The 17,744-nt window shown below is 71.3% G+C and carries 15 protein-coding genes; 5 read left to right on the forward strand and 10 right to left on the reverse strand.

What is annotated here, in order from left to right; translation table 11 throughout:
- Positions 1-89 precede the first annotated feature (89 nt).
- Both RT054_RS15805 and purE read left to right on the forward strand, forming a co-directional pair.
- Positions 90-1,280: a 5-(carboxyamino)imidazole ribonucleotide synthase gene (locus tag RT054_RS15805; protein ID WP_313025495.1), complete on the forward strand. Its 1,191-nt coding sequence runs from the start codon at positions 90-92 to the stop codon at positions 1,278-1,280.
- A gap of 68 nt (positions 1,281-1,348) precedes the next feature.
- The gene (purE, locus tag RT054_RS15810; RefSeq protein ID WP_312720003.1) at positions 1,349-1,867 is read left to right on the forward strand and encodes a 5-(carboxyamino)imidazole ribonucleotide mutase; all 519 of its coding nucleotides are present in this window, start codon (positions 1,349-1,351) and stop codon (positions 1,865-1,867) included.
- 297 nt (positions 1,868-2,164) lie between these two features.
- On the opposite strand, the gene RT054_RS15815 is transcribed toward purE, so the two are convergent.
- On the reverse strand, positions 2,165-2,458 hold the full coding sequence (locus RT054_RS15815) for a hypothetical protein (protein WP_312720001.1): 294 nt from the start codon (positions 2,456-2,458) through the stop codon (positions 2,165-2,167).
- A gap of 993 nt (positions 2,459-3,451) precedes the next feature.
- Here RT054_RS15815 and RT054_RS15820 point away from each other — a divergent pair.
- Positions 3,452-5,323, forward strand: a complete 1,872-nt coding sequence (locus RT054_RS15820) for a polysaccharide deacetylase family protein (protein WP_313025499.1) — start codon at positions 3,452-3,454, stop codon at positions 5,321-5,323.
- A 753-nt stretch (positions 5,324-6,076) separates the two neighbouring features.
- On the opposite strand, the gene RT054_RS15825 is transcribed toward RT054_RS15820, so the two are convergent.
- From RT054_RS15825 to RT054_RS15850, 6 genes are all read right to left on the reverse strand, one after another.
- Positions 6,077-6,781 (reverse strand): hypothetical protein, encoded by a 705-nt coding sequence (locus RT054_RS15825; RefSeq protein ID WP_312719998.1) that lies wholly within the window; start codon positions 6,779-6,781, stop codon positions 6,077-6,079.
- A 581-nt stretch (positions 6,782-7,362) separates the two neighbouring features.
- Complete coding sequence (locus RT054_RS15830) at positions 7,363-8,079, reverse strand: hypothetical protein (protein WP_313025501.1); 717 nt, start codon at positions 8,077-8,079, stop codon at positions 7,363-7,365.
- 233 nt (positions 8,080-8,312) lie between these two features.
- Positions 8,313-9,488: a nucleotide sugar dehydrogenase gene (locus tag RT054_RS15835; RefSeq protein WP_313025504.1), complete on the reverse strand. Its 1,176-nt coding sequence runs from the start codon at positions 9,486-9,488 to the stop codon at positions 8,313-8,315.
- A 196-nt stretch (positions 9,489-9,684) separates the two neighbouring features.
- Positions 9,685-10,500: an excalibur calcium-binding domain-containing protein gene (locus tag RT054_RS15840; protein WP_313025505.1), complete on the reverse strand. Its 816-nt coding sequence runs from the start codon at positions 10,498-10,500 to the stop codon at positions 9,685-9,687.
- Between the two features lie 262 nt (positions 10,501-10,762).
- Positions 10,763-11,617, reverse strand: coding sequence for an N-acetylmuramoyl-L-alanine amidase (locus RT054_RS15845; protein ID WP_313025506.1), 855 nt, complete (start codon positions 11,615-11,617; stop codon positions 10,763-10,765).
- Positions 11,618-11,810: 193 nt separating this feature from the next.
- On the reverse strand, positions 11,811-12,686 hold the full coding sequence (locus tag RT054_RS15850) for a polysaccharide deacetylase family protein (RefSeq protein ID WP_313025507.1): 876 nt from the start codon (positions 12,684-12,686) through the stop codon (positions 11,811-11,813).
- Positions 12,687-12,717: 31 nt separating this feature from the next.
- Between RT054_RS15850 and RT054_RS15855 the strand changes: the two genes are divergently transcribed.
- Positions 12,718-12,906, forward strand: coding sequence for a hypothetical protein (locus tag RT054_RS15855; RefSeq protein ID WP_313025508.1), 189 nt, complete (start codon positions 12,718-12,720; stop codon positions 12,904-12,906).
- Between the two features lie 305 nt (positions 12,907-13,211).
- Positions 13,212-14,819 (forward strand): Na+/H+ antiporter NhaC family protein, encoded by a 1,608-nt coding sequence (locus tag RT054_RS15860; RefSeq protein ID WP_313025510.1) that lies wholly within the window; start codon positions 13,212-13,214, stop codon positions 14,817-14,819.
- A 119-nt stretch (positions 14,820-14,938) separates the two neighbouring features.
- Here RT054_RS15860 and RT054_RS15865 read toward each other — a convergent pair whose 3' ends face one another.
- From RT054_RS15865 to RT054_RS15875, 3 genes are read right to left on the reverse strand one after another with little or no spacing between them, the layout of a single operon-like run.
- Entirely contained in the window at positions 14,939-15,466 is a 528-nt protein-coding gene (locus RT054_RS15865) for a hypothetical protein (RefSeq protein ID WP_313025512.1), read from the reverse strand.
- 30 nt (positions 15,467-15,496) lie between these two features.
- Positions 15,497-16,570 carry an AAA family ATPase gene (locus RT054_RS15870; protein ID WP_313025513.1) on the reverse strand — a complete coding sequence of 358 codons (1,074 nt, stop codon included), beginning with the start codon at positions 16,568-16,570 and terminating at the stop codon, positions 15,497-15,499.
- 39 nt (positions 16,571-16,609) lie between these two features.
- A complete protein-coding gene (locus tag RT054_RS15875) occupies positions 16,610-17,329 on the reverse strand; it encodes a hypothetical protein (RefSeq protein ID WP_313025514.1) in 720 nt (239 codons plus the stop codon).
- Positions 17,330-17,744: the final 415 nt, after the last annotated feature.

Here is a 17,744-nt window from a genome sequence, read left to right on the forward strand (position 1 = left end):
GGCACGAGGGTTGTCGGTGCGGCCGACTATCGTGAGGGCCGGCGTCGGTGGCGTCACGTCGGTGGCATGAGATCGAGAAGGGACCGAACGTGGAGCAGGTCGTGCGGCATCCGGGGGGCTTCCCGGTCGTCGGGATCATCGGTGGTGGGCAGTTGGCGCGCATGTGTCAGCCGCCGGCCGTCGGGTTGTCGCTGACGCTCGCGGTGTTGTCCGAGGGACCGCAGGCCGCGGCGGCGCTCGTCGTCCCGAACGCACCGGTGGGCGCCCACGACGACGTCGAGACCGTGCGGGAGTTCGCGCGGCAGTGTGACGTCGTCACCTTCGACCATGAGCACGTGCCGCCGGAGGTCCTCGCCGCGCTCGAGGAGGACGGGGTGCCGCTGCACCCGCGTCCGTCGGCGTTGCGGTACGCGCAGGACAAGCTCGCGATGCGCGAGCGGCTCGGTGACCTCGTCGACTGCCCTCGGTGGCGCGCCGTCGGGTCCGTCGACGACCTCGCCGCGTTCGGAGAGGAGATCGGCTTCCCCCTCGTCCTCAAGACGCCGCGCGGTGGATACGACGGCAAGGGCGTGCGGATGGTCTCCACCGCGGACGACGTCGCCGACTGCGCCGACTGGTTCGAGCGGGCGGGGTCCGACCCCCTGCTCGCCGAGGAGGCCGTCGACTTCACGCGCGAGATCGCCGTGCTCATCGCCCGAAGCCCGTCGGGGCAGGCCGCGGCCTGGCCGGTCGTGGAGACCGTCCAGACCGACGGCATCTGCACCGAGGTCATCGCCCCCGCGCCCGACCTCGACGACGACCTCGCCACCGCCGTCACCGCGGCGGGACTGCGCATCGCGGGGGAACTCGACGTCACCGGCGTCATGGCGGTCGAGCTGTTCGAGGTCGTCCGCGACGGGCGGCCCGGCTACGTGGTCAACGAACTCGCGATGCGCCCGCACAACTCGGGGCACTGGAGCATCGACGGGTCGATCACGAGCCAGTTCGAACAGCACCTGCGCGCCGTCCTCGACCTGCCGCTCGGCGACACCCGTGCGCGGTCGAGGTGGACCGTCATGGGCAACGTCCTCGGCGGCGCGGAGCCGGAGCACGCCGAGCTCTACGGCACGTACAAGCACCTCCTCGCCCGCGACCCCGGCCTCAAGATGCACCTCTACGGCAAGGAGGTGCGTCCGGGCCGCAAGATCGGTCACGTCACGGTGTGCGGCGACGACCTCGCGGACCTCCGTGAACGCGCCGCCCACGCCGCCGGGTACCTCGAGGGCACGATCACCGAGTGACCGACTCCGGGCCACCAGCCCACCCCGGCGGCGTCGTCGGGGCACGACCCCACCTGAGGAGCGACGAGATGAGCGAAGAAGCCCGGCCACTGGTCGGCATCGTCATGGGCAGCGACAGCGACTGGCCGGTGATGGAGGCCGCGGCGCAGGCACTGGAGGAGCTGGGCCTCGCCTACGAGGCCGACGTCGTCTCGGCGCACCGCATGCCCACCGAGATGATCGCCTACGGTCAGCAGGCTGCCGACCGGGGCCTGCGGGTCATCGTCGCCGGCGCGGGGGGCGCGGCCCACCTGCCGGGCATGCTCGCCGCGGTGACGCCGCTGCCGGTCATCGGCGTACCGGTGCCGCTCGCCTACCTCGACGGCATGGACTCCCTGCTCTCGATCGTCCAGATGCCCGCGGGTGTGCCCGTCGCCACCGTGTCGATCGGCAACGCCCGCAACGCCGGCCTCCTCGCGGCCCGCATCATCGGCGCCGGCACGACGCCGGAGGACACCGCCGTCCGTGACCGCATGGTCGAGTTCCAGACCTCCCTCGAAGCCACCGCCAAGGCGAAGGGCGAGGCGCTGCGGCGGCGACGGGGCTGATCCGCGTCCGCGGCGCCGACCACGGTGCGGCGGTCCGCAGCGAAGGGCGCCGACGTCCTCCGACGCGCCGCGTCACGCCGGCGACCGACTCGTCACCGGAGCGCCCGCCGCTCGCCCCTCGGGCTTCACGACGCCGACGCGGTCTGCCGGCCGTCGAGATGGGGGCTGGGAGGCGTGGTCAGGGCCGGCATGATCACCCGACGACGGCGGCCCGACCAGGAGCGTGTGCAGGAGGCCCGGTCTGGCGGACGGAACTCGGTACGGCGCCGGTGGACGCCGCAGGCGACGGTCCGCCGCTCAGGAGAGGTTCGTCTGCCGCGGGGCGCAGACGTTCTCCAACCGCTCCCCGGAGCGTCCGGGGAACTGGCTCTTGCACCAGGCGAGGGCCTGGTCACGGGAGGAGAAGTCGCCGTCGTAGAACGTGACCCACATGTCTGAACGGATCGGCTTCTTGTGGAGGAGGTCGGCCGAGCGCACGAGCCGGATGGACGAGTCCCCGAACGTTCCGCGCAGGTTCTCGTGCTCGACGAGGATGTCGTCGGTCCAGAACCGGTGTTCGCCCGACCGTGTCTCCTGATACTTGTCGTACACGCCTGGATACTTGCTCGCGAGCTGCGCGACCCAATGTCCGTCGAAGCTGGGTCCGTCCAGGGACGCTTGACGGTAGCCGGCGAGCTTGGTCTCGGCGGCGGCCCCCGCGTCGTGCGAGGGTGTCGCGCTGGGGGCGGGGGCGTCCTGCGACTGCGCGGGGGCGGGGGGGAGTGCTGCCGGCGGAGGGGCAACGGTCGGGGCTCCTGGGGCACCCCCACCGGGGGTTGGCAGGGGGGGTGGGGCCGAGAACGTCTGGGGCGGGGGCGCTGTGGCGGCAACAGAGGGCGCGGGTGACGTGGCGGAATGCGGTGCCGTGGATGTCGCCGTCACGGGCGCCGACGCCGAGGTCGCGGTGGCCGGGGCATCGGATCGTGCGAACCACCAGCCGATCCCCGCGCCGAGAAGCGTCACCGCGACCCCCGCGGCGACGAGGGCCCCGCGTCCCCGAGAGGAGGAACCGGCCGGCTGTTCCCAATAGGCGGGTGGCGGCTGGGCCTCCATCGGCGGGCCGTAGGCGACGGGTGTCTCCATCGGCAGGTAGGCATACCGGTTCGGATCGGGGTCGGTGGCGCGGTGCCCCCAGACCGTCGGGGTCTCGGGCCCGGACCAGACCTGCTCCGCCCCGCACGCGCCGCAGTAGCGCTCCGAACCCGGCTCCCCGCATTGCGGACACACGGTCATCTCTCGACCCCTGTCTCGAGGCGCCCTGGAGGCGCCGATTCGTCGAACGCTCTCCTCGTCGGCACTCCGGTGTTCGGGGTGAGATCTTACTACTCGGTCGTTCGTCTTCGATCTCATCGCTCATGTGCATTCCTCCCACTTGGCTTCACACACAACGGCATCGAGACCCCACCGGTACGCAAGAATCGGTGGGCCGGGCCGTCCCGGCGGCGCCCCACGTCCGAAGGATCCGCCCGCGCCGGGGTCGGCTGTGCGTCACCGAGGCCCCGAGGCCCGGTTCAGGTGTGGGAGCGCCGGTCGATAGGAGGGGCGATGAACGCCGCCGCAGACTTCCGCCCGAGGCTCGTGATCCGCCCGTCCGCGCGTGGGCGGGCGGGCGGTCTCGTCGGTCTCGTCGCGACCGCGCTCCTCCTGACGTCATGTGGGACGACGACGGGCCCGCAGGCCGGCACGTCTCCCCTGTCGGTGGGCACGTCGACGCCCGGGGCGGGGGCGGCCGCCGCGACCGGGCCCGATCTCCCCGCCGACTTCGCCTATCGTCTGCCGGGCGTCTCAGAACGGGTCAGCCTCGCGGTCGTCGCCGGTGGCGATGTGGGTGGGTCCTCTCTCACCATCGGTGACACGCGCCCGCAGCCGGCGCTCCGCTCGATGACCCTCCCGCTCGCCCTCGCCGCCCGTGTCCCCGAGCAGGGCGATCTCGCCGCCACGGCGCGGACCGCGATCGCGACGGAGTCGGCCGAGGCCGTCTCGGTCCTGTGGCAACGCGCGGCGGCGACGAGCGGCGGCGCCTCGCCTGCGGCGGCCGTGCAGAACGTCGTCAACGAGGGCGCCCTCACGAGGACCACCGTCGACGCCACCTCCGCGGCCGGCCTTCCTGCCACGCCGTGGGGTGCCGAGGCGGCCGCACGGCTCCTCGCCTCCACCGCCTGTCGTCCCGACGCCGTGGTGGCGCGCCAGGGCCTCGCGCAGGCGACATCCCCCGGCGAGCGCTGGGCCCTCGACACACAGCGGCGTCAGCGCTCGGCGAGTCCATCGGCGACCTCGCCCGGGGAGGAAGCCTCCTCGCCCACGACCGGGGCCGCGGGTGCGACGGCGGGTGCGGCGACGCCCGCGGCGGTCGTCGGCACGCCCGCCGACGGTGGGGTGGAACAGGCCGTCCAGGACTCGATAGCGACCCTGGGTCAGGAGACAATCGTCCGGCGCTCGGCCCTCGTGCGTGGCGGACGGGGAGTCGCGGGGGTCGTCCTCGTCGTCCGCGCGACCTCCCCCGACGCGGCCCGTCAGGACGTCGATCGCATCGAGGGGTGGCTCGCCGATCACGTCGCCGACCTGCCGATGGGGCGGTGCGCCGGCGGGGTGGACCTCCCGCTCTATCCCGCCGAACCCCCCGCCGGTGCGAGCGACCCCGGTGTGGCCTCTCCCGCGGCGCCTCTGCCGCCGAACGCGACGATCACGCGCGGGCCGAGCCAGGCGCGCCCCGGGACGGCGCCACCAGGTGCGGGGACCACCGCGTGCCCGACCCCGCCCGCCGAACCGGTCCGCCACGCGCCCGGAGCGGGACGCACCGTGGCCCTCACGTTCGACGACGGCCCCGGAGGGGTGACCCCGGAGGTCCGCGCCATCCTGCGCCGATACGGGGTGCGGGCCACGTTCTTCCACGTCGGGCAGAGGATCGCGGGCGATCGGGGCGAGGAGCAGGCCCTCATCGCCGACGGCCACCTCGTCGCCAACCACACGTGGGACCACCTCTACCCGCGCGATGTCCCCTGGACGCCGGCGCATCTCGACGATCAGATGCGCCGCACCTCCGAGCTCATCGCCGCCGACGGTGGGAGGCCCGTGTGTTTCTTCCGTCCGCCGGGCGGGGTCATGCACAACGTGATGGGCGCGGCGACTCGTCGGGGACTCACCGTCGTCCTCTGGTCGCGAGACACCGCGGACTGGACACAGCCGCCGACCACGACCCGCGCGGCCACCGCGGCCATCGTGGAACGTGCGACGCGTTCCCCCGGTGAGCACCCCATCGTCCTCATGCACACCGCCAAAGCGAGCAATGAGCCCGAGGCGGAGGTCCATTCCCACCGTGGGAACACGGTCGCGGCCCTCCCGCGGATCATCGAGTGGTATCGCGACCACGGCTACCGGTTCGTCGACCTCACGGGCGGATCGGGTCTGCGCGGGTGATGACCCGTTCGTGCCGTTCGTCCGAATCCCGGGGGTCACGGCACAGCGACCCTTTACTCAATCTTGGAGATTCGGTGATCACATGGCCCTTCGGACGTCCGATGTGGAGTGTGCAGGGCACCGGTACGTCACAGACGTGAGGTGGAGCCCGGCGGTGTGAACGCGATCGATTCTGTGGCAGGGGCCGATCGCCCGATGGAGCCGATGTCTCTGGGGGACGTCCACCTTGGCAGGGGTGTGAGTTGCTCCCGCACACCGCCGGGCTCGTCCCCGCGGCGCTCGTGTTCGACGCGGACCCGCGGGGGAGGCACGCGCGGATCACGGGTGGGGACCCGTCTGCGGACCGTGCCCCCAGGAGCGCGGCGCGCCCGAATCGAGGACGGGTGCGCCGCGCCGTGGGCGCCGGAGGTTCAGCCACGATCGCTCCGGACGCAGCCGTGGCGATGTCTCACGTCGCCGCGGCGGTCGACGCCGCAACCACCGGGGCACGGGCATGTCGAGCCGGGCGTGCGGTCCAGGGGCCGAGGCGGAGTCACGCATCGTTGCAGCTCACCTCGCCTGTCGCGGGGGATCGACTCGCCTGCCCCATCGCCCGCTCACCGTTGTGAGCCGAGCGTCCGACCAGTCACGATCCCGTAACGCCGCCGGATTCGGTGTCTGTGAGCGGGCACGGGCCGGCTCTCCCGAGTCGCCGCTTCCCGCATCCCCACAGCGCCGAGGCGCCGCATCCCCCATGCGACGCCTCGGTGCAGGTCAGAACCTGGCGATGCCCTTGACGTTCCACCCGGCGCCGCGCCACACGGCCGGGCCCTCCTTGACCACCACGTGCCGGTCGGTGATGGCGGTCCAGCGACCGTTCTTCCACTGCGCCACGATGCGGCGACCGGAGAACGTCGCGGTGTCGCCCCAGGAGTCGCGCGCGTAGTCGATGCTCGTGAGCTGCGGGGTGCCCTTCACGGTGCGGAGGGTGTATCCCCTTGCGAACGCGGCGGCACCGTCGGTGGTCCACGTGGTCGAGCCCGACGGGTCCTTCTCCGCGACGAGGCGCCCGGAACGCCAGGTGTAGACGCGGTGGAAGGCGGTGTGCGCGCCGGTGCCCGTGAGGATGACGAGCTCCGCGCCGCGCTGGCCGTCCAGGGCCACCGCACCGAGGAACGGGGTCTGGCCCGACCAGAGCCACGAGGTCGAGATCTTCACCGACGACACCGCACCGCGGGCGGTGACGACGCGCAGGGTGTGCCAGGCGCCGCGGCTCTGCCGGGTGAGGCTCACGGTGTCCGCGCGTCCGTCGCCGTCGACGTCGGCGCGGGAGACCACCTTGCACCCGCTCGAGACGCACGGCTTGGGAGCGCTGGTGGTGAGGGCGGCTGCGCCGGCGGGTGCGGCGCCGAGCGGGAGGGCGAGGGTGGCGACGACGGCGCCGGTGACGAGCTGAGCGTGACGGATTGAACGAGACATGTTGGCCCCTGAGCGATGTGGATTCCCCGTGCGCACCTGAGTGGGTGTGCATCGAGAACTGTTCCACCGCTGGGAAGTACCGGCCAGGGCCGCCACGCCTTCTTGACCCGACCGTGCGCCCATCGCAAGCGGTTCGTGATCTCGGGTCCGTGGCGACCGCGAACGCCTCGGCCACGCCCGTCGTCGGTGTCGTCGCGGGGGTCGGTCGCGCAGCCCGAACGGGCTGAGCGACGTGCGGGCAGGGCACCAGGATCGCGGCAGAATGCCGGGTTCACGGGTCGACGGCGGGGCGGACAGCGGAAGGGCGGGGTCCGGATCGACACGATCCGAACCCCGCCCTCGGTGACCGACTCACGGCCCCCGGCGAACAGACCCCCTGAAGCTGCCCGCGTCCTCAATCCCCCCGGGGCGACGCCGGGTCCGATGTCCCCGCCCGGTGTCGCCGTCTCACTGTCATCATCGCCACACGGGGACACGGTGTTACAGGCGACTTGGACGATCGATGTGCTTTTTTTCGGAGCTCGACGTCCGCCCTGTTCAGCGCGCCGCCGGGCGCGAGGATCGAGGCGGAGGCGTCGGGGTCAGCCGCGCCAGGTGATGCCGTGCCACCCGGCGTAGCGCTGCGCCACGGGGTCCGACAGAGTGCGCGTCCGGTGCGTGGACACCTTGCGCCAGGTGCCGCGCTCCCACCGGTAGGTCGTGCGCGTGCCGCGGAAGGTCGCGGTCTCCCGCTTGGGGTCGAACGTGCCCTTGAGGACCGTGGCCGTGACCTGCCGGCGGCCCTTGACGGTGCGGATGTCGTAGCCCTGGATGAGGGAGAAGTGGTTGGCGACGGTCCACCCGGTCTCACCCACGGGAGCGCCCGGCGCGGTCTCGGGCACGATGCGCCCGCTCCGCCACGTGTAGAGATGTGGCCAGGGGAAGTCGCCGACGTTGCCGCTGCGCTCGACCGCCATCTCGACGCCGCGTGCGCCGTCGACGGACGCGGTGCCGATCCACACGTCGGCCGGCTGGAGGGAGCCGTCCCCGTAGTTGGGGACGAGCACGTCGCGGATGGCCCGCTTGCCCGACGCCGTGACGACGGTGAGACGGAACCTGTACTCGTCGGGTGTGACGGCACGGCGGACGAGCGTGATGGTGTCGCGACGTCCGTCGCCGTCGACGTCGGCGCGCGAGGTGAGCGCCGCGGGTGCGGCGACCGGCGCGGTGTCCGGTGCCGTGGGCGGCGCCGCGAAGGCGGACTGGGCCGACGAGGAGAGCAACGCGGCGGCCGCGAGGCCGACGACGGATCGACGCATGATGATTCCCCCTGTGAACGATGGTCCCCGAGGACGGGCGTTCATACCCGCCGTCTCCGAGCCTAGGACGGGACGTGGGCGCGGTGACGTCGGCGCGCGTGTCGCATCCGAACCGTGTTCACAGTGTGTGGAACTCGTGATCTGCCCCTCCGGTCACCTCCGCTGTGCTCGGGTTCTCCCCGGCCGAGCGCGGTGACCGGCCGGGAGCCGGGGGTGGCGGGACGCAGGGGTCGTCAGTCCGAACCGAAGAGGTCGCGGGTGTAGACCTTGTCCGCGACGTCGGCGAGGTCGTCGCTCCGCCGGTTCGCGATGATGACGTCGCTGCGGCGTTTGAAGTCCTCGAGATCGCGCACGACCTCGGAACGGTAGAAGTCGTCCTCCTCGAGCGTGGGCTCGTAGACGAGGACGGTGATGCCCTTGGCCTTGATGCGCTTCATGATGCCCTGGATGGAGGAGGACCTGAAGTTGTCGCTGCCGGTCTTCATCGTGAGCCGGTACACGCCGACGACCTGCGGATTCTTGTCGATGATGTCGAAGGCGATGAAGTCCTTGCGCGTGGTGTTCGACTCGACGATCGCCTTGATGAGCGTCTGCGGCACCTGGTCGTAGTTCGCGAGGAGCTGCTTGGTGTCCTTGGGCAGGCAATAACCGCCGTAGCCGAAGCTCGGGTTGTTGTAGTGGCTGCCGATGCGCGGGTCGAGGCCGACGCCGTCGATGATCTGGCGGGTGTCGAGGCCGTGGCGGCTCGCGTACGTGTCGAGCTCGTTGAAGTAGGCGACGCGCATCGCGAGGTAGGTGTTGGCGAACAGCTTGATCGCCTCGGCCTCGGTGGTGCCGGTGATGAGGACGGGGGTGTCCGCATCCAGGCTGCCGACGCGCAGCAGCGCGGCGAACTCCTCGGCCTTCTCCCGCGTCGACGGGTCGGCGCCGACGACGATGCGGGACGGGTGGAGGTTGTCGTAGAGCGCGCGGCCCTCGCGGAGGAACTCGGGGGAGAAGAGGATCGTGAGGTCCGGGTGCTGCGCTCGCGCGTCCGCCGTGTAGCCGACGGGGATCGTCGACTTGACGACGACCGTCGGTGCGGGAGAACACTTCTCGGCGAGGGAGAGGACGGAGTCGACGCTGCTCGTGTCGAAGAAGTTGAGCTCCTCGTCGTAGTTCGTCGGCGTGGCGACGATGAGGAAATCCGCTCCGGTGTAGGCCGACTCGGCGTCCGTCGTCGCGGTGAGGCGGAGCTCCCTGCTCGCGAGGTACTCCGAGATGTCGGGGTCGACGATGGGCGACTGCTTCGCGTCGATCATCTCGACCCGCTCGGCGTCGAGATCCACGGCCACCACGTCGTGAAGTTGCGCGAGGATGACGGCATTGGCGAGTCCGACGTACCCGAGTCCTGCGACGGCGATCTTCATGCGGCCCAGCCTAAGTGGAGAGCCACACCCCCGTGGCGCACACCTCGGTCGGCTGCCCTCACCACGGCCCGGTCATGCGCCGACGCGGGCTCCCACGCATGCCCGCCGTCACCCCCCTCCCGGACGTCGAACGGCCCGGCCGACATGCCGTCGACCGGGCCGTACACCGCGCCCGCCGTGGAGCGGGTGAGGAGGATCAGAAGACCTTGTAGGCCGCCTTCGAAATCGTGAACCCGTGACGCGTCGTGGAGTTCGTGCACGTCACACCCTTCGTCGTCGACGTGCAGGCGATCTGCGTTCCCTTCACGGTCCAGCCGTAGGGCAGCACCGCCTGCTGCTCGCCGTACACGTTGAGGGGCTTGAGGCCCGTCTTGAGGAACCAGTTCTGGCGGGGTGAGGCCGTGCCGGCGATGGTGTCTCCCGCGCACAGGATCGAGGCGTCCCGGTACAGACCGAAAGACTGGCCGTAGTCCGTGGGGCACCAGCTCGGCGTCTGCGGGAGACGGTAGGCGATCTCGGTGATGTCGCAACGCACGTCGCTGGGGCCGGCGAGACACCTGATGTTGCCGCTGGGGGTGACGAACGCGAATCCGGTGGGGGAGCTGACGGCTCGGCCCTTGCTCGTCTTCTTCGCGGGCACCTTCTTGGCCGGTGCCTTCTTCGCGGGCACCTTCTTGGCCGGTGCCTTCTTCGCGGGCGCCTTCTTGGTGGGCGTGGAGCTGCTGCCGCCCTTCTCGCAGGCGATGCCGTCGCGGTCGCGGTCGAGAGACTTGCTCAGGGAGTTGTAGAGCCTCGTGTCGACCTTGAAGTTGCGGACGGGGTGCGCCTTGCGTCCGCCGTTGGCCTTGTCGACGGCCCCCTTCTTGCCGACGCCGTGCGGGTAGTCCCGGTTGAGCTGCGCGCAGTTGCGGTAGCGGGCGGTGGGTGCCGCGTCAGCAGCCGGGGCGGTGGCGGCGACGAGGGGGGCGGCCGCTGCGGCCGCCGCGACGAGAAGGGGGAGGGCACGAGACATGGGCGTTCCTCGAAGAGTGCTGGGGCGCAACAGGACCGGCGGCGCACGGTGCCCCGGGTGACGGGGTCACTCCCCTAATCGAGCAGGTCATGCGTCCGTTACAGGTGCTTCGACATATTCGTGCCTCGAGGTCCTGCCCGGAACGTGGCAGAGGGGCCGTTCGGTGCCCGGTGACGGGTCGTGAGCAGCGGTGATGTGCCCCCCGGGGGCGCGACGCGTCGGTGGTCGGGTTTCTCCCGTCGTGCGACGCGAACGCGCAGCGTCAGCGCAGCGAGGTGACGACGGCGTTCGTAAGGCCTTGGGCGACCTTGTGGCGGAACGGCGCTCGGGCGAGGAGTGCGGCGTCGGCGGGGTGGCGCATGTTGCCCATCTCGAGCATGACGGCGGGTGGGCGGGAGAGGTTGAGTCCGGCGATGTCGCTGCGGACGTCGATGCCGCGGCGGTCGCCGAGGTAGGTGGAGCGCGGCATCCCGGCGCGACGCATCCCGGCCGCGACGTGGGTGGCGAGAGCGTTCGACTGGGAGACGGCCTCGGGGCCGCCCTTCATGCGGGCCGCGGTGATGACGTGGAAGCCGCGGGCGCGGCGGGACGTGTTGCCGTCGGCGTGGAGCGAGACGACGAGGTCGGCGCCGGCGCGGTTGCCGATCTCGGCGCGTTCGTCGACGCAGGGGCCGACGCCGCGGTCGTTCGGGCGGGTGAGGACGACGGTCGCGCCCTTCGCGCGGAGCTGTGCGGCGAGGTCGGTGGCGACGGCCCACACGAGGGCGTGTTCGCTCTGCCGGGCGTTGGCGGTGCCGGAGGTGTTGCACGCCTTGCGGCGCCCGTTGCCCGCCGGCACGAGACGGGTGTTGATGCGGCGCGAGTGCACGCCGTTGTGGCCGGGGTCGACGACGACGATCCGCCCCGAGAGCGCGCCGGACTTGGTGGGGCGCAGGCGAACTCCGCCCCGACTCGGCGTCGCGTACGCCGGCGCGGGCCGACGCGCCGCGGTGAGGGCGGCACCGGCGGGCGCCGTCGTCGGCGCTGCGCTCGCCGTCGGGGTGGCCGCGCCACCGACGCCGGCGGCCGTCATGACGAGTGTGGCGGCGGACAGGGCGAACAGGGGACGTCGGGTCATGCGTCCATCATCCACGCGTGGTCCTCACCCCGGCGTATCCGCACGCATCCGAACGACCGTGCCGGCGGTGAGTCGGCGGTCCCCAGCCATCGCGGCCGCGGCCCGAAAACGGGTGTCCGCGTCGACGATGCCGCAGGGAGTGAACGTCGCCCGCGGGACGGCGGGAGCACGGTCACGGGGGCAGGCGTATCGCTCACCGCAGGGGCGGGAGGGTGAGTCCTTCGTCGCGGAGGCGGTGGATGAGGGTGGGGAGCGCCTCGGCGGTCTGGGTGCTCGTCATGTGCATGAGGATGACGCTGCCGGGGCGGGCGGGTTCGGTGTAGGAGTCGCCGTGGAGGACGCGGTCGACGATCTTGTCGACGCCCGGGCGGCTCCAGTCGCGGGTGTCGACGTTCCAGTAGCAGACCCGCTGCCCGACGCGGGCGGCCTCGTCGGTGACCCGCTGCGTGAACGCCCCCGCCCCGAACCCCGGCCGTAGCAGCGTCGCGTCGGTGCTCGGGCCGCGGGTGATCTGGCGGCGGAGTGTCGCCGCGTCGAGGGCGTTGAGCGACTCGTGCGTGTCGGTGTGGTTCTCGACGAGGTGCCCGGCGGCGCGGATCTCCTCGACCATCCTTGGGGTGGCCCGCGCCCACTGACCCATGCCGAAGAACCGCGCCTGCACGTTCTCGCGGCGCAGCGTCGTGAGCATCGACCGCATCGTGCGCTCGGAGAGGAACCCGTCGTCGAAGGTCAGCCACACGTCGCGGGTCGTGTTGCCGCACGTGAGGATCCGGTCACGGGTGGCCGCGTCGACGGCGCCGCCGTTCGGGCCGGCCGCGTCGATCGTCGTCGTGCCGAGCGCGTGCCGCCCGCCGAGACGCGCGTGGGCGGTGATCGTGTGCGTGCCGCGCTTCGTCGGCAGCGTGATCCAGCAGCGCTGCGACGTGCCGCCCGCGTGCCGCCACGTCTCGCCGACGCACTCGCCCCGGCGGCCCGCGACGGCGACGTCTAATCCCTTCGCGCCCGGCGCGGTGAGGATGACCGACACCGGCGAGCCCGGCGCGTCGTACTGCGGAACGGCGATGCGCACCTTCGTTTTAGGGTCGCGGGGGCCGAGGGGGATGTCCGCGGCGGTGGGGCTCGAGCTCGTCGGCTGTGACGCCGTGGGCGCCGGAGTCGGCGTCGCGGCGGGGGAGGTCGTCGTGTCCGAGCGGATGGTCTGCGTGTTCTCGGCGGGAGTCGTGCTGCTCGGTGCCGAGGCTGTCGGCTGCGACGTCGTCGTGGGGAGGGGCCACCGCATCCGGCCGTGACGCTCGCGATCACGGCGGCGAACAGGGCGACACGACGGGCGGGCATGAGGATCCTCTCGGAGACGAACCTCCACTATGACGGGGACGCCTGCGCCGTCGTCACACCCGGCCGTTCGCGGGGTGTCTCGGCGGCGGAGTGCTCTTCCACATCGCCTGCAGGTCCCATGTCGCGTCACCGCCCCAGACGTACTCGTCGAAGTTCGTGGCGTGGCGCGGTGATCGAGCAGGACGCGGAGTCGCGCTCTGGTTGGATGAGAACCGCTCCGCTGAAGGGGCGGGGCACGGTCCGGTGAGAGCGAGTGGCCATGAGCGACGACGGCGTCGATCGAGCACGACGGCACGAGGTGGAGGAGGGGCGGCTGGTCGGTGCCGCCTCGGGGTTCGACGAGCGGGCGAGATCGGGGCCGGAGCTCGAGTTCTACGGCGGTGAGTGGGTTTCGTTCCTGCCGGTCGTGATCTTCCTCGGGATGATCGTGGTCACGACGTTGTGGTGGTCGTCGATCTCCGACGGGGCGTTGTGGGTTCCAGCGTTCGTCGCGATCCTCGTGCCGTTCTTCCTCGCGCGCGACAAGTCACGGTTCGCCGACGTCGTCGTGCGGGGCATGGCGAGTCGGGAGGCGATCATCCCGGTCGTCGCGTGGATCTTCGCGGGGGTGTTCTCTCGGGTGCTGCGTGACACGGGTCTCGCGGACGCGCTCGCACGTGTGGCGACGTCGATGCACGTGGGGCCGACGATCTTCCTCGTCGTCACGTTCGTCGTCTCAGCGTTGTTCGCGACGGCGTCGGGGACGGGGTTCGGCACCATCGCGACGGGCATGGCGGTGCTGTACCCGGCGGGCGTGCTGCTTGGTGTGCATCCCGGTCTGCTCGCGGGGTCGGTGATCTCGGGTGCCGCGTTCGGTGACAACCTCGCGCCGGTGTCGGACACGACGATCGTCTCGGCGACGACGCAGGGTGTCGACGTTCCGGGCGTGGTGCGGTCGCGGTTCAAGTACGCGATGGCGGCGTCGGCTCTCACGATCGCTGCGCTGCTTGTCCTGCCGCTGTGGTTCCACGGCGCCGCGCAGGGTGTCGCCGAGGGGCAGCAGAACCTCGTGCCGTTGGTGTCGCTGCTTCCCGTGGCCGTGACGATCTGGGTCGCGCTCCGCAGCGGGGACATCGTCATCGCGACGAGTTGGGGGATCGTGCTCACCGCGATGACGGCCATCGCGGTGGGGCTCATGGACGTCGTGCAGATCGACGTGCCCGACGCGGCGAGGCCGGCGCTCCTCACGGTGCCGGGGGAGGGGCTCGACCGGGAGGTCGGGGGTGTGATCTACACGGGGATCGACTCGATGCTGCAGGTGGCGGTGCTCGCGCTGCTGCTGTTCGGGTCGATCGCGGTGATGCGGGCGGGCCGTGGTGATGTGCGGCTGCTCAACGCGCTCGAGAGCGTGGCGCGCGGTCCGCGCAGCGCGGAGTTCACGATCGCCGCGATGATCACGGCCCTGTCGGCGGTGATGGGGTTGAACGCGCCGGCGATCCTCGCGACGGGCGCGTCGTTCGCCAAGCCGTTGGGGCAGCGGTTCGGGATCAGCCCGTACCGCATCGCGAACCTCATGGACGCGATCTCGTGCACGCTCGTGTACTCGCTGCCGTGGACGCCGGCGGTGATCTTCACGATCAGCTTCGCGCGGGACACGTCGGCGCCGTTGGCGGCGACGGACGCGACCCCGTTCGTCGTGTACGCCTACGCGATGATGGCGGTCATGATCGCGTCGATCCTGCTCGGCGTCGGGCGGGGCGACAACATCGCCCACGCCGTCGCGGCGATGGAGGAGCGGGGTGAGCCGGTGCCGGAGGTGTACCGGCGGATCCTCGCGGGGGCGTCCCGGCGCGACGCCGTCACCGCGGTGCACGGGGATCGGGGCTGAGCGAAGCCGGACGCGGGGCAGCTGACCGGCGACCGCGGCGACCGAGAGAGTGTCGCCGGTTGCCAGGGTCGCCAGCGCCAGGGGGTCTGACCCGGCGAGGGGATGGTAAGAGCGGGGATCTATCGGTCGTGGTGTCGGTGTCGAGTGGCCGGGTCGCGGTGAGCCTTCCAGGGGACTCCCCGCGCGTGAGTGTGCGAGGTGAGCAACGCGGCGGTGACGACCGGCCGATGGCACCCGAGGGGCCGTGTGACGCGGGCGAGTTCGTCCTTCAGGTCGGCGAGGGGTTTGGCGACTCCCATGAGCTTGCGGCCTTTGTCCGGAAGCTCGACGCTGAGTCTGAGGGAGAGTTCTGTGCAGGCCAGCGCGCGTGTGCAGAACTCGCGGTGTGGGTCGAGGCCCCATCTGGCCACAGCATGAATGGTTGCGAGCGTGTGGAAGGCCTTGACTCCGACCTCTTGGGGCAGATCCGGGGGCGCTGTACGCGCGTCGCGGGTGTAGTCCTTGACCTCGACGAGCCACAGGTGGCGCCCGTCGTGGGCGACGAAGTCGCATCCCTTAGCGTGATAAGGAAAGCGGTTCAGCGCCTTGTGCTCGGGCCATTCGTCGAATTTCTCGACCTCCCATCCGCCGTCGAAGGCGAAGATCACGTCTTTCTCCTGCAGGGTCGGCCCCATGGGTCAGGCCGTCAGGTAGCGCAGGCTCTGCTCTGATTCGGCGCGCAGTGCGGCGATGGAGCTGAGTTCGGCGGGGTCGGTGGTGGATTCGGCCGTAACTCGGACGCCGTCGTCCGAGACGTCGCGGTAGAGGCCGATGTAGCGGACATCCTCGGGGCGGAGTGTCGATTCCCCTGCCCCGATGAGCATCTCGAGCTCTCGCAGGAGGAACACGCTGTGGGTCGCGACGAAGACCTGCGTTCCGCGGGCGGCGAGCGTGAGGATGGCCTGGGCGACGGCACGCTGGGTGGTGGGGTTCAGATTGGCCTCCGGCTCGTCCCAGAACAGGTATCCGCTCTGGAGGAGGACACCGGAGGAGACGAGGCGGATCACCATGGCGAGCTTGCGATACCCCTCGGAGACGAGGTGGGCCTCGAACCGGTCACCGCCGCCGCGCGTGTTCGGGAGGGTGACGTAGAACCGGCCGCCCTCCTCCGTGACGCGGCCTTCCATGACCTCCAGCAGGGGAGCGAGAAGGGCGTTCGCCTGGTCGCCCCGTTGGCCGCGGAGGGCCTGGCGGCTGAGGAGGACGGCCGTGTCACGCCAGGTCTCCTCGAGTTCGATCTCCCGGGAGTCGTAGAGGGCGGCCAGCCCGGGGTAGATCGACAGCAGTTCGCGGGCGGGGAAGTACACGGGGACGTCGTCGAGAGGTGTGGTGGGAAAGGAAGCCACCTTGACCTCGTGGCGGGAATTGGTGGCGAAGGAGAACTCCAGTGGGTCGCCGATCCCTCGATACTTGACCTTCACTTCGGCCCGGTTGCGGCCGGGGGCGCGCCGTGCGAGTCGGCCCAGTTGGTCTGGGCGGAACACGCCGGAGAGCTTGGCTGCGAGTGCCACCTGGAGCGCGGCCTTGGTCATCGTGGGGTTGCCGGACTCCGAGATCGTCCGGGTGCACGCGTACAGCAGTTTGAGCAGTTGAGTCTTACCCGTGCCGTTGTCGCCGGTGACGATGTTCAAGGCTGGGCTCACCTCGATGTCGACTCGGTCGAGCGGGCCGAACGACGAGGCGGTGAGGCGGGCGATCGGGTGGGTGGCCATGCCCCGACAGTAGCGATTGTCGCCGCCGTGCGTCGTGCGTCAGCGCCAGATGAGGCCGCGGAAGTCGGACATCTTGTCCGCCGTCTTGCGGGAGACGACGCCGGACTTCGCCGTCGACACCTTCTTCCAGCCCTTCGACGTCCACCGGTAGGTCGTGTTCGTGCCGGAGTAGGTGCGGCCGCTCGGGGACGCGTTGAGCTGGTGGTGCACGACGTACCGAGTGTTGCCCTTAATCGAGAACGTCCAACCGCTCACGGGGAACGGCGGGAACGTCACCGACCACGACCGGCTCGTGCGCGTCGAGTTCGGCGCGGCGAGGGGCGTGAGCTTGCCGTTGCGCCACGTGTACGTGTGGATCCACGCGAAGTCGCCGACGCCGCCGCCGAGGTCGAGCATCACCTCGTTGCCGCGGACGCCGTCGATGCCCGTCGCGCCGACCCACAGGTCGCGCGGGGTGGGGTCGTTCATGTTGTCGACGTACACGGGCAGGGACGACGACCGGCCCTTCGCCGTGCGCACCGCGAGGCGGTACCCGTTGAGGTCTCCGCGGGAGGAGACGAGGCGGAGGGTGACGGTGTCCTTGCGTCCGTCGCCGTCGATGTCGACGCGGTGGGTGAAGGTCTTCGCGGCCTGCGTCGCGGCCGGGGCAGCGGTGCGTGCCGGGGCCGCGGGGGCGGCCGTGGCGGCGGGGGCGGCGACGACCGCTCCGGCGAGAGCGACGGCGACGGCGACTGCGGTGGGAACTGCTCGGCGAGTCATGGGAATCCTCGAATCTCACGTGCCGCGGGCGCGGCAGGGCGGGTGATCGGTACGGCCGTGACGCAGGCCGTGAGCGGTGCGACGACCGGGCCGGCCACAGGCGCGGACCCCGGTGCGGGGAGGGACGGACGTGATGCCACCCACCCTTGCCCATCGCGCGCACGGATAGGGGCGAAGCATCGACACCCGCGACAGCGGAGCGAGACGACGCCGGGCGAGGCGGAGGACGGAGGGGCGTCGGTGGGGTTGGTGCACTCCGACGTGGAGGTGCCGACGGGGCGAGAGGTGGTCGCCGCCGCGACGCGCGTGGCGGCGGATGCCTCGGGCCACGCCGGGAGGGGCCGGCTCGAGGTGTGGCTCAGCCTTGATCCACCGTCGCGATTCTGTGGTCTGTTTCGGTGGTGAATCTTGCGGG

The sequence above is a fragment of the Mobilicoccus sp. genome, assembly GCF_032060985.1.
GTDB lineage: Bacteria > Actinomycetota > Actinomycetes > Actinomycetales > Dermatophilaceae > Mobilicoccus.